Here is a 21,088-nt window from a genome sequence, read left to right as displayed (position 1 = left end):
CAATGATCAGAACAGAAGAAATGATGCTTAATGTCGGACCGCAGCATCCCAGTACGCACGGTGTATTCCGTCTGGTAATCAAGGTGGACGGAGAGACCATCAAAGAAGCGACCCCGGTTATCGGTTATCTCCACCGAGGGACGGAGAAGCTGGCGGAAGACTTGCAATATACACAAATTATCCCGTATACCGATCGGATGGATTACCTTTCTGCGATGACCAACAATTATGTCATTTGTCACGCGGTGGAAACAATGATGGGTCTGGAGCTTCCGGATCATGCAGAATATTTGCGGGTACTGGCCATGGAACTAGGCCGAGTAGCCAGCCACCTGGTCTGGTTCGGTACATATTTATTGGATATAGGGGCGGTAAGCCCTTTCCTTTATGCCTTCCGCGAACGGGAAGTCATCATCAACCTTTTGAATGAACTTTCAGGCGGAAGACTTACTTTCAATTATATGCGGGTGGGAGGAGTCAAATGGGACGCCCCGGACGGATGGATCGAAAAGGTCCGTGATTTTGTTCCTTATATGCGTGAGCAACTGGAGGGGTATCATGACCTGGTCACAGGTAACGAAATATTCCTGAACCGGGTAAATGGGGTCGGCCGTTATACGAAAGAAGAAGCACTGCAATATTCATTAAGCGGTGCTAATCTCCGGTGTACCGGGATTGAATGGGATCTGCGGAAGCATGAACCGTATTCTATTTATGACCGGTTCGACTTTAATGTCATCACTGCAGAAGAAGGAGATGCCTGGTCCCGCTATCAATGCCGGATGGGTGAAATCGAAGAATCGTTGAAAATCATCGAACAGGCGGTTGAGCAGATTCCTAATGATGGGCAGTTTATGGCTAAGGTGCCCCGGATCGTAAAAGCTCCTAAAGGAGAAGCATTTGTCAGAATCGAATCTCCCCGTGGAGAAATTGGCTGTTATATTGCAAGTGAAGGAAAAAAAGAACCGTATCGCTTGAAGTTCCGGCGTCCATCTTTTTATAACCTGCAGATATTGCCTAAGCTTCTCGAGGGAGAGAATATGGCTAACTTGATCACGATACTTGGTGGCGTAGATATCGTCTTAGGGGAGGTGGATGGCTGATGAGCTGGATTGATTCCGTACTGCAATCCCAGCCAGGCTGGGGAAACATGGCCATCTTCCTTTCGCTTGGCGTTGCCATGCTGGGAATTGGGCTCGGCTTCGTTACCTTTGCGATTTTAGCAGAACGGAAAGTGATGGGGTTCATGCAGCTTCGCCATGGACCGAACCGTGTCGGAGGCCGCTTCGGTTTGCTGCAAAGTGTGGCTGATGTATTGAAGCTTCTGCTAAAAGAGGATACGATGCCGAAACTTGCTGATAAGCCTTTATTCGTTCTGGCGCCGATGATCGCGTACGCACCTGCTTTTTTAGTGCTGGCAGTCATTCCATTTACACCGGCTTTCAAGTTTTCAGATATTGGTGTCGGATTGCTTTATTATATTGCAATTTCAGGGATTTCTACGATCGGTATCGTAACGGCAGGCTGGGCTTCCAATAATAAATACGCGTTGATGGGAGGCATGCGTGCTGCTGCTCAGATGATTTCTTACGAGATTCCTTTAGTTATGTCTGTGGTAGGGATCATCCTGTTCACAGGCAGCCTTAACCTTTATGATATTGTCCTTTATCAAGAGAATATAGCGTTCATTTTCCTGCAGCCTGTCGCATTCGTCATATTCTTGATTGCAGGGACAGCTGAACTGAACCGGACCCCATTCGACCTTCCGGAAGCGGAGTCGGAGCTGGTAGCCGGTTACCATGTTGAATACTCAGGTTTCCGTTTCGCATTCTTCATGCTGGCGGAATATGTATACCTTTTTGCTCTCTCAGCGTTAATTACCGTTTTATTCCTCGGGGGCTGGAATGCACCGATCCCAGGGATAGGGCTGAATGACATCGGTCTTGGAGCCGTTTGGTTTACGATGAAATTCATCGTAGTTGTCTTCTTCTTCATGTGGCTGCGAGTGACCTTTCCGCGTCTTCGCGCAGACCAGTTGATGGAATTTGGCTGGAAAGTGCTGCTTCCGATTGCTTTGGCAAATATTTTTGTCACGGCAATTATCAAAGAGTTGTTTTTCTGAATTGTTATGGCATACCAATTGAAAGGGGGCTGAACACATGCTCGGTTTAGCGAAAGGTCTGAAATATACCCTTAAGAATATGACAAAGGAAAAAGTGACCTACCAGTATCCGGAGGAGCCGATTCCGATGCCGGATCGATTCCGTGGTATACAAAAGTTTTACCCGGAAAAATGTATTGTGTGTAATCAATGCGCCAACATTTGTCCGACAGATTGTATCCAGTTGACAGGGAAAAAGCATCCGGACCCTGATAAGAAAGGGAAAGTCATCGACACCTATGACATCAACTTTGAGATTTGCATTCTATGCGATCTCTGTACCGAGGTTTGTCCGACCGAAGCTATCGTCATGACAAACAATTTCGAGCTGGCAGAATACTCCCGGGATGATCTTTTTAAGAATCTTGAGTGGCTGGATGAAAATGACCAGAATATCAGAGAGGAGAATAAAGCATGAGTGGAGAATTATTCGCCTTTCTAGTGCTGGCACTGCTCGCGATTTTAGGCGGCATCCTGATGTTGAATCTGACGAAAGTCATTCATATGCTGTTATCACTTGTGCTTACCTTTCTTGCGATTGCAGGATTATATGTGATGTTGTCTGCAGAATTCGTGGCTATTGCACAAGTGTTGATTTACTCAGGTGCAGTAACGATCATCATGATTTTTGGCATCATGCTCACCCGGCACAATGATGAACAAAAGACACGGGGCAATCTGACAAGGAATATCATTGTTGGAGCCGGAATAGTGTTATTTTTCTTTACCATGTACTTTTCGATCAATCAAGTGTCATTTGGTGACCAGGCGACCAGTCTGCATGTGGAAAACACGAAGCAGATTGGTGTGGAACTGTACAGCAAATATGTCATCCCTTTTGAACTGATGTCGGTGGTCCTGCTTGTTGCTTTAGTCGGCGCGATCATCCTGGCCAAACGGGATGACGAGGAGGAGGCGGAGCATAAATGAGTGCCATACCCGTCAATGCCTATCTTCTTTTAGCGTTGGTGTTATTTTGTATCGGTTTATTCGGTGCTTTGACAAAAAAGAATACGGTTATTGTGCTGATTTCGATTGAGCTGATGCTGAACGCTGTCAATATCAATTTGGTAGCATTCAGTAAATATGGAATCAATCCAGGAATCACCGGCCAGATCTTTTCCTTGTTCACGATTACGGTGGCCGCTGCTGAAGCTGCAGTAGGGCTTGCGATTCTTATCGCTCTCTACCGCAATCGCTCTACGGTGCAAATTGATGAAATGAATACAATGAAGCACTGATTATCCGTGTCGGTTCACATGGAAACCTGGAACAGAAGGGAGTTGTGTCAGGATGTTAGAAAATGCATGGTTGATCCCTTTGTTTCCATTGCTGTCGTTCATTCTCCTTATTTTTTTCGGAAAACAATGGAGAGAAAAATGCAGCTATGTAGGCATAGGTTTCACAGGGATTTCATTCGTACTATCTGTCATCGTGTTGTTCACACAAATGGCAAATGGAAGCGGCGGAGCGGAGGCTGCCTGGTTGACGATTGGTTCCATTGAATTTCGTTTTGGAGTTATCGTCAATCCGTTGAACGCATTGATGCTCGTTATTGTGTCTCTGGTCAGTTTTCTAGTACATATTTATTCTAAAGGCTATATGCATGATGATACTCGCATGGCGACTTTTTATAGCTACCTCGGGTTATTCACCTTCGCAATGCTGGCTCTGGTAATTTCTCCGAATCTGCTGCAGCTGTATATTTTTTGGGAATTGGTCGGGGTCGGCTCATTTCTATTGATTGGCTTCTATTTTTATAAAGAAGAAGCGAAAGCGGCAGCTAAAAGAGCTTTCATTATGACGAGAATCGGAGATATCGGCCTGCTTATCGGTATGATTCTATTATTTTGGCAAGTTGGCAGTCTTGAATTCAATGAAATATTCACAGCAGTCCGTGATGGAAGCGTAGCAGAAGGTCTGCTTACGTTGATTGCTATCCTTATTTTTATCGGGGCGGTCGGGAAGTCGGGGCAATTTCCGTTGCATACATGGCTGCCGGATGCGATGGAAGGTCCGACGCCTGTTTCTGCTTTGATACACGCGGCAACGATGGTAGCGGCAGGTGTATATTTAGTCGCCACCTTGTTTCCAGTGTTTGAGGCCAGTCCTGCAGCAATGACCGTCGTAGCTGTAACTGGTGGGTTCACTGCGATTTTTGCAGCTACGATTGGTCTTGTCCAAAAGGATATTAAGCGAGTGTTAGCTTATTCTACGGTTTCCCAGCTTGGCTATATGATGATGGCGCTTGGAGCCGCAGGGTATGTAGCAGGCGTTTTCCACTTGATGACCCATGCTTTTTTCAAAGCCTTATTGTTCCTGGCGGCAGGGAGCGTCATTCATGCTGTCCATACGCAAAATATCGAAAAAATGGGCGGGCTCTGGAAGAAGATGCATATCACAGGACCGGTGTTTCTTATTGGGGCGTTAGCTATCAGCGGTGTTCCATTGTTCTCGGGATTCTTCAGTAAAGACGAAATTTTGCTGGCGACCTGGTATGACGGCCGATATGGGTTATTCATCCTTGGTTTGATTGCTGCTTTCTTTACAGCTATTTATATGTTCCGTTTGTTTTTCATGGTATTTGCAGGTGAGAGTAGAACCACAGGAACGAAGGTTCATGAATCACCTCGCTCCATGACCTACCCGATGATTACGCTGGCCATTTTAGCTATTTTCTCCGGTTATATCAACACCCCTTGGTTTGGAACCTTCTTAGGGGATTGGCTTGTCGGGGACAGCGAATTTCTGCCTTTTGAACATCATGAGGGACCGATATGGGTAATGCTGGCAGCAAGTTTGGTTGCTTTTGCCGGAATCGGCCTGGCTTATCTAATCTATTATAAAAAAGCATTACAGCGGGATTTTCTTACCAGCCATATGCCCAACACGTATACATTGGTGTTTAACAAATACTTCATTGATGAGTTTTACCAGTATACAATCGAGTATGGTGTCCGGGCTGTCAGTTATCTCGGAAGTTTCATAGAAAAATATATCGTGGAAGTGATCGTAGCTGCAGTTACCGGGGTGGTTAAAAGTGTGGGAAGTCTCGGGTCAAGGCTGCAATCGGGACAGGTACAAACTTATGGGGCCGTGGCCTTTGTAGGTTTGGCCATCCTTGTCTTCCTCGTCGTTTGGACAGGGGGGTATCTATAATGGACTGGCTGACGATATTGGTTTTCTCCCCTTTAATCGGGATTTTGATTTTAAGTATACAGCAGGCGGAACAAAAGGTGACCATCAGCCTGACTGGGATTCTGGCTACGGTTTTACCATTGCTATTATCCCTGGTAGTCTACGCTCAGTTTCATGGTGGAGGAGATTTAGCTATTTCTCACCAATGGATCAGTTTTGGTAATGGAATATTTCAAATAGATTACGAATTAGGTGTCGATGGGTTCTCCTTGCTGCTATTATTACTGACCACGATTGTTTCGACACTGTCTGCCAGTGTTGCTGCTGCTCAAATCAAGCAAGGACTGAAGGCCTATTTCCTTTGGTTCCTTATCCTGGAAATAGGGATGCTTGGTGTGTTTACAGCGGAAAATTTGATACTTTTCTTCATTTTCTTTGAAATTACATTAGTTCCAATGTTCTTCCTGATTGGCAGGTGGGGATTTGTAGAACGAGAGAAAGCGGCTTACAGTTTCCTTATTTATAATGGGTTAGGGTCTGCGGTTCTTTTAATCCTGTTTGCTGCTATTTTTGCAAAAACAGGAACAACCAACATCGAAGAATTAAAAACGATTATGGGGAGCGGGAATGCGGTCAGTGAAGAATTCCGGTTTGGAAGTTTGCTTGCACTATTGATTGCTTTCGGTGTGAAGCTGCCGATCGTTCCTTTACACACCTGGATGGTAAGGGTCCACGTCCATGCCCCTATTGCTGTCGTAATGATTCATGCAGGCATCCTGTTGAAAATCGGTGCTTACGGTTTGATTAACTTTGGCATCGGGATTTTCGGTGATCAGTTCGTAAAAGTAGCCCCATTCATTGCGGTGCTGGGACTGATCAACTTATTGTATGGAGCATTTCTTGCTTTCGTGCAAAACGAGTTGAAGAGTGTGTTTGCTTATTCGAGTGTTTCCCATATGGGAATTGTGCTGCTGGGGGTAGCAGCGATGAACGAAGCGGGAATCCAGGGGGCGATTTTCCAAACGTTATCACATGGTTTGATAGCCGCTTTATTGTTCCTGTTAGTTGGCGTCATCTACGAACGGACGCATACGACGAAACTGCGAAGCCTTGGCGGACTCGCCAAAGGAATGCCGTTAGCTGCAGGATTCTTACTTGCAGCTGGGTTGGCTTCCTTAGGACTTCCGGGCATGAGTGGTTTTGTATCGGAGTTTATGGCTTTCCTTGGACTATTTGAGTCGATGCCATGGCTTGCTGCCATCGGTACGATCGGAATCATTATGACTGCAGTTTATATCCTGCGTGCAGTTCTTGGAGTTACCTACGGAAAAACAGTGAAATCTTTTGCCGGGATGTACGACCTCACAAGAAGGGAAATGATTCCAGCAGCAGCTTTGCTGGCACTGATCGTTTTGATCGGTGTCTATCCAAACTTCATAACCCATACACTGCAATATGCATTAGAATCAATCATGCTTGGGATAGGAGGGTAAGCGTATGGATATAGATACATTATTAAGCTATGAATGGAGCATGATGGCACCAGAATTCACCATATTGCTCGTTGCTACTGCCCTATCCTTAATTGACTTATTTGCCAGTAAAAACGTAGACCGGAAACATTTCGGCTGGTTTGGTATCGGAGGCATAGCTGTCGCTTTGATTTTCTTGATCAGTCAAATAGGTCATGAGCCTGCAATGATTTTAGCGAATACTTACAGGCTGGATGCATTTTCCTTGAGTTTTAAAATTCTCCTTTTACTAGGTTCTCTTCTTGTATTGTTAATGGGAGTATCCTTCGAGGCGAAAGGCGAATTGACCTATCGAGGAGAATTCTATTACCTGCTTCTCACAGCGCTGCTAGGTGCGATGATGATGGCAAGCAGTGCGGACTTGATCACCTTGTTTGTCGGCTTGGAGTTGTTGACGATTTCTTCTTATATCCTGGCTGGAACCAGGAAAAAGTCAAAGTATTCTAATGAAGCTGCGATGAAATACGTGATTAACGGAGGGATATCGACAGCATTTACCTTGTTTGGTATGAGTTACATCTATGGATTGACAGGCAGCACGAATCTTGCCGACATTTCCCGGGAAATATCGAATATTACCCCGGCTAATGGTCAGGTATTATTGAGCATTGCTTTCATCCTGACCTTCGTTGGGTTGGCGTTTAAAATATCGTCGGTACCTTTTCAAATGTGGGCACCGGATGTTTATCAGGGAGCACCCACACCTGTAACCGCCTTCCTTAGTGTCGTTTCTAAAACAGCGGGGTTCATCATCATCATTCGGGTATTGATAAGTATTTTTCCGTTCACCCAAGGGTTTGAGGAGAATACTTCCTTGTTACATTCTTTGATGATATTCCTTAGTATTCTTGCAGGTATAACCATGATCGTGGGGAACACAATCGCCTTGAAACAGCGGAATATAAAACGATTGTTTGCCTATTCAAGTATTGCACATGCCGGTTACCTGCTGGTGCCGTTTGTGGCATTCTCTGAATTAATGTTCGAAAGTATGTGGTTCTACTTAGTGGCCTACTTACTGATGAACATTGGCGCATTTGCCATCATCCAGGTCATGACTGAACATAACGATTCAGAAGATGTTTCCATTTTCGCCGGCCTTTATTATCGCCGGCCATGGGTCGCGATCATGATGACTGTCTTCTTGTTATCCTTAGCGGGTATACCGGGAACGGCGGGGTTCATCGGAAAGCTCAACATTTTCATCGGGGCCCTGTTTTCTGATCCGTCCAGGTATATATTGGCGGCGGTAATGATTGGAACTACCGTAATATCCTACTTTTACTATTTTGGCATCATGGCGCAGATGTTCATGCGGCCGGCAGGAAGTGCAACTCAGGTGCGACTTCCTATAGGAGTCACCATCACCATGGTCTTTTGTGCAGTAGGTACGATTACGTTGGGATTGTTTCCAGGGGTGATTTTGGAGTTCTTCCAAACCCAATTCAACTTTGCAGAAATGTTCTATTAAAGCCTCTGTAACCCTCTGGGTGTTTTGTTCACAGCATACCCAGGGGGATTTTTTTATGCAGTCAGGTTTACAAGTAGGAGAATAAAGGTAGTAGTAGATTAGGATATCCGTTGGTTTGACAATTTCATTTCTCCATGTCATCTTTGGAAAGGATTATAATGAATTTGGGAAATGAAATTGAAGAGGTGTAAAAACATGGTAGATACTTTTATGCAACAGGCGGGTCAACAAGCCCTTACCGGGATGATTTCTCACTTGATTTTCATCATAATTACCTGGAGGGTCCTCCAGGCGATAAAATTAGAAGGTTGGATACGCAAAGACCACGTGTTTGAAGTAAGAGTATTGATGATATTGGTGACGATTACGATAGGTACCACCGTCAGCAATTTCTTCCTCGACTTCCTGCAATGGTCCCAGCAATTGATCCATCTATTTTAATTGTCGTGAAATGTAGAGAAATAGTCAGTATGTAACACCCTCTCCTTGGAAACAATGAAAATAGTAATCTATCAAGGGGAGGATTGTTACGATGAGAAGTTTGTTGATCATCCTGGTTGCCATATTGATGCTAAGTACTGATTTAGAAACTTTCGCAGGGGTCAAAAACAAAGAAGAGCTGCCGCTGGGTATGATTGCTGCTCAATTACAATCCCAGGGTATCGAGGCGGATGGGTGGGAAGTGATAGCTAAGGAATCATTTTCACGTCAGCATCTCGACATGATCAAAGGCTTAGTGGAAGAAGAGGTGCCACAAGCTCAATGGCAGCGCGCTTCTGATCGTAACAGTGAAAAGTACTCGATCGTCTACCCTCAGAAAGCCACCGGCATCACCGAAACGTTTATTGTGATTGTCCCAAAGAAACACCGCAATTATATCGAAGTTATTTATAAAATTACTGGGACAAGCTGGGGGGAAGCGAGTGAACGTTTCTTGAAAAATAATTTTTTTGTTGAAAAGGATCGTATATTCTCGGAAAATGTCGCTATTTTCTCTTGTATTGAAGCAGAAATTAATGGTATTATTGATGATGTTTTAGTGTATAAAAATTTAGTACAAGCCTTAGACATAAAAACAATCGAAATGATAGATGAAACAGACTTTAAAAGTATTTCCGGATATACACCAGAGTGGGAGCAGACGATCCCACTGCCAGCGGGTGCCATGAATGTCCAGTTTGCCGTCCGTAAAGGTTTGGGCGCTAAGACAAACATTACAATAGGCACGCCGATTATCACGTCTGAATATTAATAATAATGAATATGGACTCGGAGGAGAATGAACCGTGGAAAAAATCATCGTCCGTGGTGGGAGGCAGCTGAATGGCACCGTTAAAGTTGAAGGGGCCAAGAATGCCGTACTGCCTGTCATCGCAGCAAGTATAATTGCAAGTGAAGGAAAAAGTGTCCTTCATGAAGTTCCAGCATTAGCTGATGTAGTTACCATAAATGAAGTTTTACGTAATATCAATGCTGAAGTAAGCTTTGAAAACAATACAGTAACCGTAGATGCTTCTGGCGAAATTAAAACAGAAGCCCCATTTGAATTTGTACGCAAAATGCGCGCATCTGTGCTTGTACTGGGACCACTTTTAGCCCGCTATGGTCATGCCAAGGTCGCTATGCCAGGTGGCTGTGCTATCGGATCCCGCCCAATCGACCAGCATTTGAAAGGCTTTGAAGCCATGGGTGCCAAAGTGAATGTTGGCAATGGCTTCGTCGAAGTGAATGCAGACGGCCGCTTGAAGGGTGCCAAGATTTACATGGATGTACCAAGTGTCGGTGCTACGGAGAACATCATGATGGCTGCAGCGCTTGCTGATGGAAAAACAATTTTGGAAAACTGTGCAAAAGAACCAGAAATCGTCGATCTGGCTAACTTCCTGAATAAGATGGGAGCTAAAATCGTCGGTGCTGGTACAGAAACGATCCGTATCACCGGAGTGGATAAGCTTAATGGTGCTGAACACAACATCATTCCAGACCGGATTGAAGCAGGTACCTTCATGGTAGCAGCCGCTATCACAAAAGGAAACGTACTTGTTCAAGGAGCGGAAGCGGAACATCTGCGTTCCCTTGTCTCTAAAATGCAGGAAATGGGAGTCATCATCGAAGAAGAAGACGATGGCTTGCGTGTCATTGGTCCGAATCATTTGAAGGCAGTAGATATCAAAACTCAGCCTCACCCTGGCTTCCCGACAGATATGCAATCACAGATCATGGCATTGATGCTTTCTGCTAAAGGAACCAGTGTAATCACAGAAACTGTCTTTGAAAACAGATTCATGCATGTAGAAGAGTTCCGCCGTATGAATGCTAAGATGAAGATTGAAGGACGCAGCGTCATTATCGAAGGTCCTTCTGATTTGCAAGGAGCTGAGGTAGCAGCTACAGACCTGCGGGCAGGTGCAGCATTGATTCTCGCTGGACTTGTAGCAGATGGCTACACACGGGTCACCGAACTGAAGCACTTGGATCGCGGTTATGTCGATTTCGCTGAGAAGCTTGCACAGCTTGGCGCGGATATTGAACGTATCAACGATACCCCGGCTAGTGAAGAAGAACCAGTGGATGATTCTGTGAAGGCTACTTCATAAGAACGATAAATACAAAAAGCTTATTCTGCCTCATTAGGCAGGGTAAGCTTTTTTTGTTCACTTCTGCTAAAAAGGTTCTATCATATCCTATTTCTGTATAAGTATTTACTAGAGACATCTATTAACGTTCTAGCAGGAGGGCATGGGATGAAAAATTGGAAACGGCCAGGTTTACTTACTTTTTTATTTTTAGTATTGATGATTCTTATCATTCCCGCAGTAATTGTCATACCGTTCATTGATTCAGGCAATGAGCAGCGAATCACAGAGCAGCATCCGAAGGAAACAACACCAATGATAGAAGTTCCGGATGATCTATCTCCTTTCAGCATCGATGTCCTGAGAACAAATACCAACCAAGTCGAAGAAGTCCCTCTTGAGAAGTACGTCGCACGGGTAGTAGCCTCGGAAATGCCGGCCAATTTTGAAAAAGAGGCGTTGAAGGCACAAGCATTAGCAGCAAGGACGTACATCGTGCAGCATTATTCCAACGGAGAAAATATCTCGGAACAGGCAGATGTCACTGATACGGTCGATCATCAAGTGTATAAGAATGATTCAGAGTTAAGGAAGCAGTGGAAAGGCGAATATACTGCAAACATGAGCAAAATCAACCAGGCAGTGAAAGATACTGCCGGTGAAATCATCACGTACGAAGAAAAACCAATTTTTGCAGCTTTCTTTTCCACTAGCAATGGCTACACAGAAAACTCAGAAGATTACTGGAAAAATGCTTTTCCTTATTTGAAAAGTGTCGAAAGCCCGTGGGATAAACAGTCACCGAAATTTCTGGATCAAAAGGTACTGTCGGTACAAGAAGTGGAAGCGAAGCTCGGTGTCACTTTCCCAGCCGATGTCACCGCCTCCCGAATCAATTTGACCGAAGGGAATCGAGTGAGCAGCATCGAAGTAGGCGGCAAAAAGTTTTCTGGAAGAGAAATCCGTGAAAAACTTGGCCTCAGGTCCAGTGACTTTTCCATTGATCAAAAAGACGGTCATTTGATTTTTACAACGAAAGGATATGGGCATGGTGTTGGAATGAGTCAGTACGGTGCGAACGGGATGGCTAAACAAGGGAGCGATTATAAAGAAATCGTCCAGCATTACTACCAGGGAGCGAAAGTAACTGAAATGGAGCAGTTGAATTCCCTGCAAGCCATGATCAACCCGAATGAATAATAATGAGCAGGATACGTATCAGGCTGGCGATGAAATTTCGTCAGCCTTTTCACTTAAAAAGTGAAGGGCTCATTATAAAAAATATCCGAAGAGAGATTGGGAAGCGAGCTTTATTCATCCCCAACGGGGCTAAAAGTATGGTATTTAACAGAATTTTCTTCCAGTTTATCAAAATTTTTTCGTTTGGATGTATAAGTCTCTCATTTTTTGCTCAGAATGGTTGCTGAGGTGATGAACAAATGAGAGACGAAGAAAAAAAGAGCGTCACAAAACTTAAGTTCCGACGCTTGTTAGGCAAGAAGTGGGTGTATCCAGCAATCTATCTTTCGATTGCAGCTCTAGTGTTAGCTGGGGTGCTTTGGTATCAACAACGTGGGGAAGAAGTTGATTTTGCCGATGATCCGAATGTAAACGATGAAGTGATTACAGAAGATCCATTCGGTGACGAAGATGCTGTACCGGTCATGGAATCAGGTGAAGAGATGGCAATGCCAGTCGCTGACGAAGAAAGTTCTACAATTGTAACAAAGTTCTATGACTACGATGCTTCAGATGAAGACCAGGAAAACGCACTTGTATTGTATAACAATAAGTATTATCAAAGTACAGGTGTCGATATCACAAAAAATGATGAAAAATTCGACGTCACAGCAGCTCTAAGTGGTACAGTAACAGAGGTAAAAGAAGATCCGCTTTATGGCAATGTCGTTCAACTGGATCATGGTCAAGAAGTGACAACTGTCTATGCAAGTCTTGATGAAGTCCAAATTGAAGCTGGTACTGAAATCAAGCAAGGCGATGTCATTGGTACAGCAGGCAGAAACATCTTCGGACAGGCAAGTGGAGTTCATGTACACTTTGAAGTCCGTAAAGGTGGGGAAGCACTTAACCCAGAGTCATTCTTCGGCAAACCTTTAAGTGAATTGGAAAAGCAAAAAGAAGCCGAAGAGCCTGAACAAGCTGAAGACAATGAAACATCTGGTGAAGAAGAACAAAATCAAGATATAAGTGAAGAGGAAATTGGAGAACTTGAGCCTGGAGCGGAAGAAGAAGCCCCAGGAGAAGGTGACGAAGAAACAGGCGTTGAAGAAGAGCCTGAGATGGATGAAGATGCTGAATCCTCCATTTCCATGACACAAACCTAAGAAAAGTCGCGCTTCCAGCGCGGCTTTTTTATTTTGCGCACCGTTTGGAATATTATGCATGTTTTTCCTTCGATTATTCCTCCTTTCTTCCCCCGGTTTCCCAGAGAAGGACTTCAATCCTTTATTTTCAGGACTTGTCGCCTTGTTTTTCATACATATTCCTGACTGCTGACTAATAAGATGTAATTAACCGAGCATTCGGTAGCATCCGAGGTGAACGTTACGATCCTAGAAACGAAAAGCTTTCGGTCAATTGCTTTTTCATAAAAAACATACCCCAAGTGAATCATCTTGTCTCAATACACACCTTGGATAGTCAACCATAGGAGGCGAGTGATGTGCATGACTACATCAAAGAGAGGACCATCAAGATAGGGGAATACATTGTGGAAACAAAAAAAACAGTGCGAGTGATCGCAAAGGAGTTCGGCGTGTCAAAAAGTACCGTCCATAAGGATTTGACAGAACGGCTCCCTGAGTTGAATCCGGAAATGGCTGTACAAGTAAAAAAGATCCTCGATTACCATAAGGAAATCCGCCATCTCCGCGGTGGAGAAGCCACGAAGCGGAAGTATCAGATGAAAATACAGCCAGAGTCCAGTCAGCCTGTGCAGCCCTCTCAATAATTTAAAAAAGATTCTCCCTTGTATAATTTCCTCGAATTTTGGAAAGTTTTTTCATTAGAGGTGCGACGATGGTCGCGTTTTTGTGATAGAATATAACATTAGATGCATGAAGTTTTCGGACGGATGCGAGAAAAGTCTTGTTTTGAACAGGGAGGATCTACTAAACATGCTAGCTAGAGATATCGGAATTGATCTTGGTACTGCCAATGTGCTAATCCATGTACGTGGAAAAGGGATCGTCTTGGATGAGCCTTCTGTGGTCGCAATGGATCGGACCACTGGAAAAGTCTTAGAAGTAGGAGAAGATGCCCGGCGGATGGTCGGTCGTACCCCGGGTAATATTGAGGCGATTCGTCCCCTTAAAGATGGCGTGATTGCGGATTTTGATGTGACAGAAGCGATGCTGAAGCATTTTATAGACAAAATCAATGTGCGTGGCTTTTTATCAAAGCCTCGCATGTTGATATGCTGTCCCACGAATATCACCAAGGTGGAACAAAAAGCAATTAGAGAAGCAGCGGAGAAATCCGGAGCGAAAAAAGTATACCTGGAAGAAGAGCCTAAAGTCGCTGCCATCGGGGCAGGTATGGAAATTTTCCAGCCGAGTGGCAATATGGTCGTCGATATCGGCGGGGGAACAACAGATGTTGCTGTCCTTTCCATGGGTGATATCGTAACGGCTTCTTCTATCAAAATGGCCGGGGATAAATTCGACCAGGAAATCCTCAGTTATATTAAAAAAGAGTACAAGCTGTTAATCGGTGAACGGACTGCTGAAGAGATCAAAATCAGTGTAGCCACCGTATTTCCTGATGGTCGCGATGAAGAAATCGACATACGTGGCCGGGATATGGTATCCGGGCTTCCGAGAACAATCACTGTCCGTTCATCTGAAATCGAAAAAGCGCTCCGTGAATCGGTGCAGGTCATCGTCCAGGCGGCCAAATCGGTTTTGGAGCGCACGCCGCCTGAATTGTCAGCAGACATTATCGACCGCGGTATTATCATCACGGGGGGCGGTGCGTTGATTCATGGCATCGACAAGCTGCTGGCAGAAGAATTGAAGGTACCGGTATTAGTAGCGGAAGAGCCGATGAACTGTGTCGCGAAAGGTACAGGCATCATGTTAGAAAACATTGATAAAATCGCAAAAAATAAAATCAGAAGATAATCAAGTTCAAATAAAGGAGCGATTCCCTTGCTGAGAGGATTCTATACTGCTGCTTCCGGGATAATTGCCCAGCAGCGACGTCAAGAAGCATTGTCGAATAATATGGCGAATGCCAACACACCTGGCTATAAATCCGACCAGGGTGTCATGCGTGCTTTTCCTGAGCTGTTGATGCAGCGGGTCGAAGCGAAAAGCATTCCACCAGGCAGGGGATTGCATGTTCCTGTAAATCAAAAGATCGGATCGTTGAACACGGGTGCGTACCTGCAGGAAACCATTCCTGATTTTGCTCAGGGTGATATCCGTGAGACAGGAGTCGGGACGGATATGGCACTTATCAATGGCAATCTCCCGGATGAGATGGGGTCATTATATTTTACCGTGCAAAGTGACGATGGGGAGGCACGTTATACACGTAATGGTAATTTTACTGTGGATGGACAAGGGTATCTGGTGACCCAGGAGGGTGCTTATGTACTTGATGAGTCAGGTGATCCGATTGCAGTGGACGGTATGGAATTCCAAGTCTCCACAGACGGAACCGTGTCACTTGCAGGGGGAGATATTCCTTTAGGAATCTCCTATATTGCCAATTCACAAAGCCTGGTCAAAGAAGGGAACACCACTTTCCGTTTGGACGAAGGGGAAGCCCTGGATGCCAGGCAGGTGGCTGGTGTTGATTTTTCCGTTCAGCAAAACCACCTCGAGCGTTCCAATGTAGATGCAGGTAAAACAATGACGGAAATGATGAATACATATCGTAATTTCGAAATGAATCAACGTGTCTTGAAAGCTTATGACCAAAGTATGGACAAGGCTGTCAATGAAATCGGCAGGTTGAGGTAAAGGGGGACGTAAGCATGTCTAGATCGATGATCCAGGCTGCGGTCACGATGGGTCAGCTGCAGCAGAAGCTGGACCTGATCGGTAATAATCTATCGAACAGTAATACCCCAGGCTATAAAGCTCGTAATGCTGAATTTTCTTCCCTGCTCTACCAGCAGATTAATAATCTTGATGAAAATGATCCAGCCCCCCCACGTGCCACCCCTGAAGGTATTCGCAGCGGTTCCGGTGCGAAGCTAGGAACGGTGACGATGGATTTATCGAAAGGTTCGTTACAAGTGACAGATCGAAGTCTTGATGCGGCCTTAATTACGGATAATCACTTGTTCCAAATAGAAGTACCGACAGAGCAGGGGACGGAGGTCCGCTATACGAGGGCGGGAAATTTTTATTTGAACCCTGTAGCAGATGGTCAATTGATGCTGACCGATACAAACGGTGCGCCAGTCCTTGGTGAAAAGGGTCCAATTCTACTGGAAGAAGGTTTTAATGGATTGACAATCGGGGAAAATGGTACGATTACAGTAAAGAGAGATGAGGGGCAAGCTGACGAAGGCCGCCTGGCAATCGTAGAGGCGATTCGCCCGCGTATGCTCGAGGCGGAGGGCAGCAATACTTTCCGAGTTCCTGTGGGGCAGGAGAAAGAAGAAATCATTCAGACAGTGGATGAGGAAAACGTACAGATAAACAGCGGGGCCCTCGAATCTTCTAATGTCGATATGTCAAAACAGATGACGGATATGCTGATGGTACAACGGGCCTATCAATTCAACGGCCAATCTATTTCTTTGAGTGACCAGATGAGTGGATTGGTCAATCAACTGAGATCTTAACTGTAAGGAGTTACACAACTATGCCAACAAACCCTACCGGTCAGAAACAGCCGACGACCAGAAAACAATCTAAAAATACATTAGAGGATCCTAAAGCTATCAAAAAAGAAACGAAGGACAAGCACGGGTCTAATAAGAAAGTACGTTCGAACAAAGAAAAACCACCGCGCCGCAGGATTTTTCCGATTTGGCTGCGCCTGATTGTCATCACTATTTTGTGTGCTGTCGCATTGATTGTCGGGTTGATGGTAGGTTATGGTGTGCTGGGTGACGGCCAACCTTTGGATGTATTGAAGTTAGAGACATGGGAACATATATGGAATATCGCAACAAAAACCGAATGACACGATACGAAACCCGTACAGCTTAAAGCTGAAGCGGGTTTTTTCATTTTAAAACACCCCGGGATCCAGAATTTGGAGGTCCCGGGGTGTTATTGCATATCCAAGCGTTTTCGCAGAGATGTTTTGTGGAACTAGAATAGAACCAGCTATAAAAGGGGGTTAGATTTTGCAAACCGACGTATTTGTTGCAGGTGGTGGAGTCGGAGGGCTCGCGCTCGCCGTCAAACTGGCAAGCCGCGGTGTCCAGGTCACGGTTGCCGAACAGTTGAAGAATGAATCTCCTTTATACAAAGGCGAACTCCTCCAGCCGAAAACGATCGCCATATTAGATCACTTAGCCGTGCTGCCGGAAGTATTAGAGCACGGCCATAAAATTGAAACCCTGGCGTTCCAGGAAGTGAATGTGAATGCCGGTGACCCCCCTGAGGAAATCGAAAGCACGGACCTGACCTATAACCGCATTGCGAGTACTTATAATTATGCGATTATGATTCCTCATGAAAAAATCAAAGCGATTTTAAAAAATAAGGGCAGCCATTATGGAGGTTACTTCGAATACCTGCCCGGTGCCCGTTTTCTTGGTTTTGAAAATGGAGAAGCACAAGTCAAATACAAAAAACAAGCGCATGCTGTAACGGCAGATGTCTATATCGGTGCTGAAGGGCGCAGCTCGCCAACACGTCAGGCGATGCAGGTGTCCATAAATCGTAAAGATTATAATCACCATTTTTTAACGGTCACCATCCCACGTCCGGAATCGTTCCAGGAAGGGAAAATTGTGACAAGCCGAACAGCTTTTCTTGGCATGTTTCCACTGCCGGACAACCAGATAAGGACGGTCTATATGATTCCGGCAGGCGAATACAAAGCGATCAAAGAAAACGGTCTCGAGCAAGTACATGAAGCGTACGGCCAACTGGAACCGAGGTTGAAGGAAGATGTCCGCTCGATCAAGGATTGGAAGCAAATTCAGTTGATGGTGCCGTATACCTACCATGTCGATAAGTATGTAAAGGGCAACCTGGCCCTCCTTGGCGATGCCGCTCATACCGTCCACCCGATGGCCGGTGAAGGGATGAATCTTGCCATCCAGGATGCCGATGTGCTGGGAGAACTGCTCACCTGGTGCAAAGAGCATAAGAAGCCTTACTATGCCTACCTTCCTTACTATGAACAGGTGCGGAGACCGAGGGTTGAATTTTTATTGAGGTTGAGCCATTTATCAGCGCTCGTTTATTCGTATCCTTACCGCTGGTGGCGCAAAATCAGAATGCGGGCGGTGGACCGTATGTATGAAGATGACCGGCTTCATGTCAAACAAATACTGAATACTTCCGGCCTGGGTATGTGGGATTTTTCCCTTGTAGACCGGGCTATACAGGGCAGTGTACTGCCGGTCCGGAAAAAGAAGGTTTCGGACATTCGGCAGAAACGATATATCTTTGATGAAAACGATGATTATCCATGGAAACAAAACGATAACCGGAAGGGGTAGAATGCGATGAATGAATGGACGATTGCCATGCAGGCACGGAAATGGATGAAGAAAAATGAATCATTTTTATATAGCTGGCATGCTTATGTAGGGTCAGAACTGGGGTTGTTCGATGCATTTAAAGAACCAGTGACAGTGGATGAAGTAGCTTCACGAACAGGTTTCCCGGAAGATCTGCTTGAATCCTGGGTACAGGTCGGAGTGGAACTGAAGCACCTGAAGAAAAAAGATGATAAATTCCGAACCTCAAAAAAACGATGCAGTGCGTTGATGTCAGATTATGGTTCTCCTGGGGTGGCGGCGTTATTAAAAGAAATGATGGAATTGCATTTACCGACTTTGCTAGCCTATCCGAATATTATGCGTTCAAAGGAACGAGCGTCATTCGATCATGAAGAATATGGCGGAATTGTCGCCGAGACATCCGCACTGCTTGAGCATTTTGCCATTCGTAAAATCAAACGGAAAGTACGTGAACAAAAAATTGAAACGATCGTCGATCTTGGGTGCGGTCATGGCGGCTACTTAAGAAAACTTGCCGATCACTTTCCGGATATTCAGATGATCGGTGTTGATATCAATGAAAAAGTGATTGAAAGCGCACGCCTGCAATCGAAGGATTACCCCAATCTTACGTTTGAAGTCGGGGATTTTGAAGAGTGGGAGCCGAAACAGGGAAAGGTCGATATGATTCTGCTCCACAACGTTTTCCATTATATCCATCCGGATGAACGCAGCAGGCTGCTTGAAAAAATCAATCAAAACATAGGTGAAGGAGGTGTGGTTTCTGTGATCACACCGCTCAGCGGTACCGAACATGGCAAGGCATTTTCTTCCGCATTCAACAGTTTCTTTGTTGCTCATTCGAATTTATACGCTTTGCCGAAACAATCCGACCTTGATTTCATCTTCTCCAAAGGCGACTTTGACATATTCGATCTCGACCCAATCATCAAAGAAGGCTCCTGGTTTACGTTCTGGCTGACACCGAAAGCAGAAGAAAAAGGAAAGACAGACGCAGAACATGCTGAGATCCAGGAGCAGCAAGAAGTGTCTGCCAAATCAGCATGCTCCAATTGATATAATCCCGGCAGCATAGGCAGCTGCCGATTTTTTTGTGAGCAGAAAATAAAAGCTGTCGCTGCTTTATCATAAAATCTCTATAAAATATATGGTCGTAAAGTCGAAGACTTGATTTCGAGATGTTTATCTGAATAAAGGTCCTGTGGGGAACGACTACCTTTCCGCGGGCATGCGCTGAGCCTCCTCAGACTTTGTCTTCCGGGGTCTCACCTGTCATTTTCACCCCGCAGGACTTTGAATTATCATCCTTGAGAAACACCGCACGAAGGAAATGCGTAGCATTTTCGAGGAGTCTCGCCGTTCCCCTCCGAACCTTGCTGGAGAAAGTTCCCGAAATCACACTTGTGGGGAAAACAACCCATAATATTAGAAGAAGACTTCGGCCCCTTTATATCTTTTATAAATGCTTCAGAATGAAGTTTTTAGTTGAACACTCTTCTTCTTATTGAGGGTCCGTCTTTACAAAACTGGCTGGATGGGAAGGGAAACGACGAGACTCCTGCGGGAGAAGGGGCTAGGCGATGAAGCTGGAAAGCGAGTCGTTTCCGAGCCCATCCCTTTCCTCTAATGGCAACGGATCCAGCTATCTCGAAACTGAGTCTTCATTACATGGTTTTTGTCGAAACAGACAAACATGTATATAATAGGCATAGTAGTTGATATCGAAAGGAGATTGTTACATATGATGAACATAAACGAAATCAAAGAAATCATCCCGCACCGCTATCCCTTCTTATTGATCGACCAGATTGAAGAAGTAGTGGAAGGAGAGCGCGCGGTCGGCTATAAGAATGTCACGGTCAATGAGCCATTTTTCCAGGGACATTTTCCGGAATATCCTGTCATGCCTGGAGTTTTGATTGTGGAAGCTCTCGCACAAGTTGGAGCAGTCGCAATGCTGAAAAAGGAAGATAACCAGGGTAAGCTTGCTTTCTTCACAGGAATTGATAAATGCCGGTTCAAGCGCCAGGTTCAGCCTGGTGACCGCCTGAAGCTTGAGGTGGAAATCGTACGTGCCAAAGGACCAATGGGCAAAGGAAAAGCAAAAGCGACCGTTGATGGTGAATTAGCTTGTGAAGCTGAAATCATGTTCGCTTTGAAATAAAAAGAAAACGTTCCCCCATTTGGGAAGCCAATGAAAAACTGATCTAGGATAGTAGGATCTAAAACAACGGTCTATGGAGACTTTTGTGCCGGCTTTCATTTTTCAATGGGTATTTCGTTTTTTGCCCTTTAACCCTTCATAAGCTTCACGATTGGTTTCACATTGGCTATAAAGATTGTCATCGGTACCCGGAAGATACGTGGTCCTCTGTTGATTCTACGATGAGCGTTCGGTGGTGGCGCCTGCGGGAATAGCGCGAGCCGAAGATCCACTTGGTCAAGTGATTTTCTTGACCAAGTTAGCTAGGGCCGTGCCTGCGCCAAGCATCCACCAATAAGCGATTCGTGAGAAACAACCACAAA

At 45.1% G+C, this 21,088-nt stretch carries 21 protein-coding genes; all 21 read left to right on the top strand.

The genetic code is table 11. From position 1 onward, the window contains the following. The first annotated feature begins 2 nt into the window (after window positions 1–2). The 21 genes from BLV00_RS09930 (at window position 3) to fabZ (ending at window position 20,726) form a co-directional block, all read left to right on the top strand. Window positions 3–1,103, top strand: a complete 1,101-nt coding sequence (locus tag BLV00_RS09930; protein ID WP_093044830.1) for an NADH-quinone oxidoreductase subunit D — start codon at window positions 3–5, stop codon at window positions 1,101–1,103. Further along, the gene (gene nuoH / locus BLV00_RS09925) at window positions 1,103–2,122 is read left to right on the top strand and encodes an NADH-quinone oxidoreductase subunit NuoH (RefSeq protein ID WP_093044829.1); all 1,020 of its coding nucleotides are present in this window, start codon (window positions 1,103–1,105) and stop codon (window positions 2,120–2,122) included. Before BLV00_RS09930 ends, nuoH begins: the two co-directional genes overlap by 1 nt. 37 nt (window positions 2,123–2,159) lie before the next feature. Continuing rightward, entirely contained in the window at window positions 2,160–2,579 is a 420-nt protein-coding gene (gene nuoI, locus BLV00_RS09920; RefSeq protein ID WP_028784093.1) for an NADH-quinone oxidoreductase subunit NuoI, read from the top strand. Next, a complete protein-coding gene (locus BLV00_RS09915) occupies window positions 2,576–3,091 on the top strand; it encodes an NADH-quinone oxidoreductase subunit J (protein ID WP_093044828.1) in 516 nt (171 codons plus the stop codon). The genes nuoI and BLV00_RS09915 overlap by 4 nt, the downstream gene beginning before the upstream one ends. Continuing rightward, a complete protein-coding gene (gene nuoK, locus BLV00_RS09910; RefSeq protein WP_062442396.1) occupies window positions 3,088–3,402 on the top strand; it encodes an NADH-quinone oxidoreductase subunit NuoK in 315 nt (104 codons plus the stop codon). The genes BLV00_RS09915 and nuoK overlap by 4 nt, the downstream gene beginning before the upstream one ends. Before the next feature lie 52 nt (window positions 3,403–3,454). After that, on the top strand, window positions 3,455–5,320 hold the full coding sequence (gene nuoL / locus BLV00_RS09905) for an NADH-quinone oxidoreductase subunit L (protein WP_093044827.1): 1,866 nt from the start codon (window positions 3,455–3,457) through the stop codon (window positions 5,318–5,320). Beyond that, window positions 5,320–6,792 (top strand): complex I subunit 4 family protein, encoded by a 1,473-nt coding sequence (locus tag BLV00_RS09900; protein ID WP_093044826.1) that lies wholly within the window; start codon window positions 5,320–5,322, stop codon window positions 6,790–6,792. Before nuoL ends, BLV00_RS09900 begins: the two co-directional genes overlap by 1 nt. Before the next feature lie 4 nt (window positions 6,793–6,796). Beyond that, the gene (gene nuoN / locus BLV00_RS09895) at window positions 6,797–8,302 is read left to right on the top strand and encodes an NADH-quinone oxidoreductase subunit NuoN (RefSeq protein WP_093044825.1); all 1,506 of its coding nucleotides are present in this window, start codon (window positions 6,797–6,799) and stop codon (window positions 8,300–8,302) included. Between the two features lie 195 nt (window positions 8,303–8,497). Then, window positions 8,498–8,743, top strand: coding sequence for a DUF1146 family protein (locus BLV00_RS09890; protein ID WP_245728933.1), 246 nt, complete (start codon window positions 8,498–8,500; stop codon window positions 8,741–8,743). Window positions 8,744–8,834: 91 nt separating this feature from the next. Beyond that, a complete protein-coding gene (locus BLV00_RS09885; RefSeq protein WP_093044824.1) occupies window positions 8,835–9,554 on the top strand; it encodes a YwmB family TATA-box binding protein in 720 nt (239 codons plus the stop codon). 34 nt (window positions 9,555–9,588) lie between these two features. Beyond that, entirely contained in the window at window positions 9,589–10,899 is a 1,311-nt protein-coding gene (gene murA, locus BLV00_RS09880) for a UDP-N-acetylglucosamine 1-carboxyvinyltransferase (RefSeq protein ID WP_093044823.1), read from the top strand. 147 nt (window positions 10,900–11,046) lie between these two features. Next, window positions 11,047–12,078 carry a stage II sporulation protein D gene (spoIID, locus tag BLV00_RS09875; protein WP_093044822.1) on the top strand — a complete coding sequence of 344 codons (1,032 nt, stop codon included), beginning with the start codon at window positions 11,047–11,049 and terminating at the stop codon, window positions 12,076–12,078. A gap of 239 nt (window positions 12,079–12,317) precedes the next feature. Next, window positions 12,318–13,223 (top strand): stage II sporulation protein SpoIIQ, encoded by a 906-nt coding sequence (spoIIQ, locus tag BLV00_RS09870; protein ID WP_093044821.1) that lies wholly within the window; start codon window positions 12,318–12,320, stop codon window positions 13,221–13,223. A gap of 338 nt (window positions 13,224–13,561) precedes the next feature. Further along, window positions 13,562–13,849 (top strand): sporulation transcriptional regulator SpoIIID, encoded by a 288-nt coding sequence (gene spoIIID, locus BLV00_RS09865; protein WP_093044820.1) that lies wholly within the window; start codon window positions 13,562–13,564, stop codon window positions 13,847–13,849. Between the two features lie 166 nt (window positions 13,850–14,015). After that, a complete protein-coding gene (gene mreB / locus BLV00_RS09860) occupies window positions 14,016–15,020 on the top strand; it encodes a rod shape-determining protein (protein WP_093044819.1) in 1,005 nt (334 codons plus the stop codon). Between the two features lie 27 nt (window positions 15,021–15,047). After that, the gene (locus BLV00_RS09855; RefSeq protein ID WP_093044818.1) at window positions 15,048–15,866 is read left to right on the top strand and encodes a flagellar hook-basal body protein; all 819 of its coding nucleotides are present in this window, start codon (window positions 15,048–15,050) and stop codon (window positions 15,864–15,866) included. A gap of 14 nt (window positions 15,867–15,880) precedes the next feature. After that, window positions 15,881–16,699, top strand: a complete 819-nt coding sequence (locus BLV00_RS09850; RefSeq protein ID WP_093044817.1) for a flagellar hook-basal body protein — start codon at window positions 15,881–15,883, stop codon at window positions 16,697–16,699. Window positions 16,700–16,719: 20 nt separating this feature from the next. Continuing rightward, on the top strand, window positions 16,720–17,043 hold the full coding sequence (locus BLV00_RS09845; RefSeq protein WP_093044816.1) for a DNA-directed RNA polymerase subunit beta: 324 nt from the start codon (window positions 16,720–16,722) through the stop codon (window positions 17,041–17,043). Between the two features lie 166 nt (window positions 17,044–17,209). Then, window positions 17,210–18,538, top strand: coding sequence for an FAD-dependent oxidoreductase (locus BLV00_RS09840; RefSeq protein ID WP_093044815.1), 1,329 nt, complete (start codon window positions 17,210–17,212; stop codon window positions 18,536–18,538). Between the two features lie 6 nt (window positions 18,539–18,544). Beyond that, the gene (locus tag BLV00_RS09835) at window positions 18,545–19,618 is read left to right on the top strand and encodes a class I SAM-dependent methyltransferase (RefSeq protein ID WP_093044814.1); all 1,074 of its coding nucleotides are present in this window, start codon (window positions 18,545–18,547) and stop codon (window positions 19,616–19,618) included. A 685-nt stretch (window positions 19,619–20,303) separates the two neighbouring features. Continuing rightward, complete coding sequence (fabZ, locus tag BLV00_RS09830; RefSeq protein WP_093044813.1) at window positions 20,304–20,726, top strand: 3-hydroxyacyl-ACP dehydratase FabZ; 423 nt, start codon at window positions 20,304–20,306, stop codon at window positions 20,724–20,726. Window positions 20,727–21,088 lie beyond the last annotated feature (362 nt).

The sequence above is a fragment of the Thalassobacillus cyri genome (assembly GCF_900107755.1).
Lineage (GTDB): Bacteria > Bacillota > Bacilli > Bacillales > Halobacillaceae > Thalassobacillus > Thalassobacillus cyri.
The sequence above is the reverse complement of the archived record's forward strand: the minus strand, read 5'-3'. Positions and strand labels throughout refer to the sequence as shown.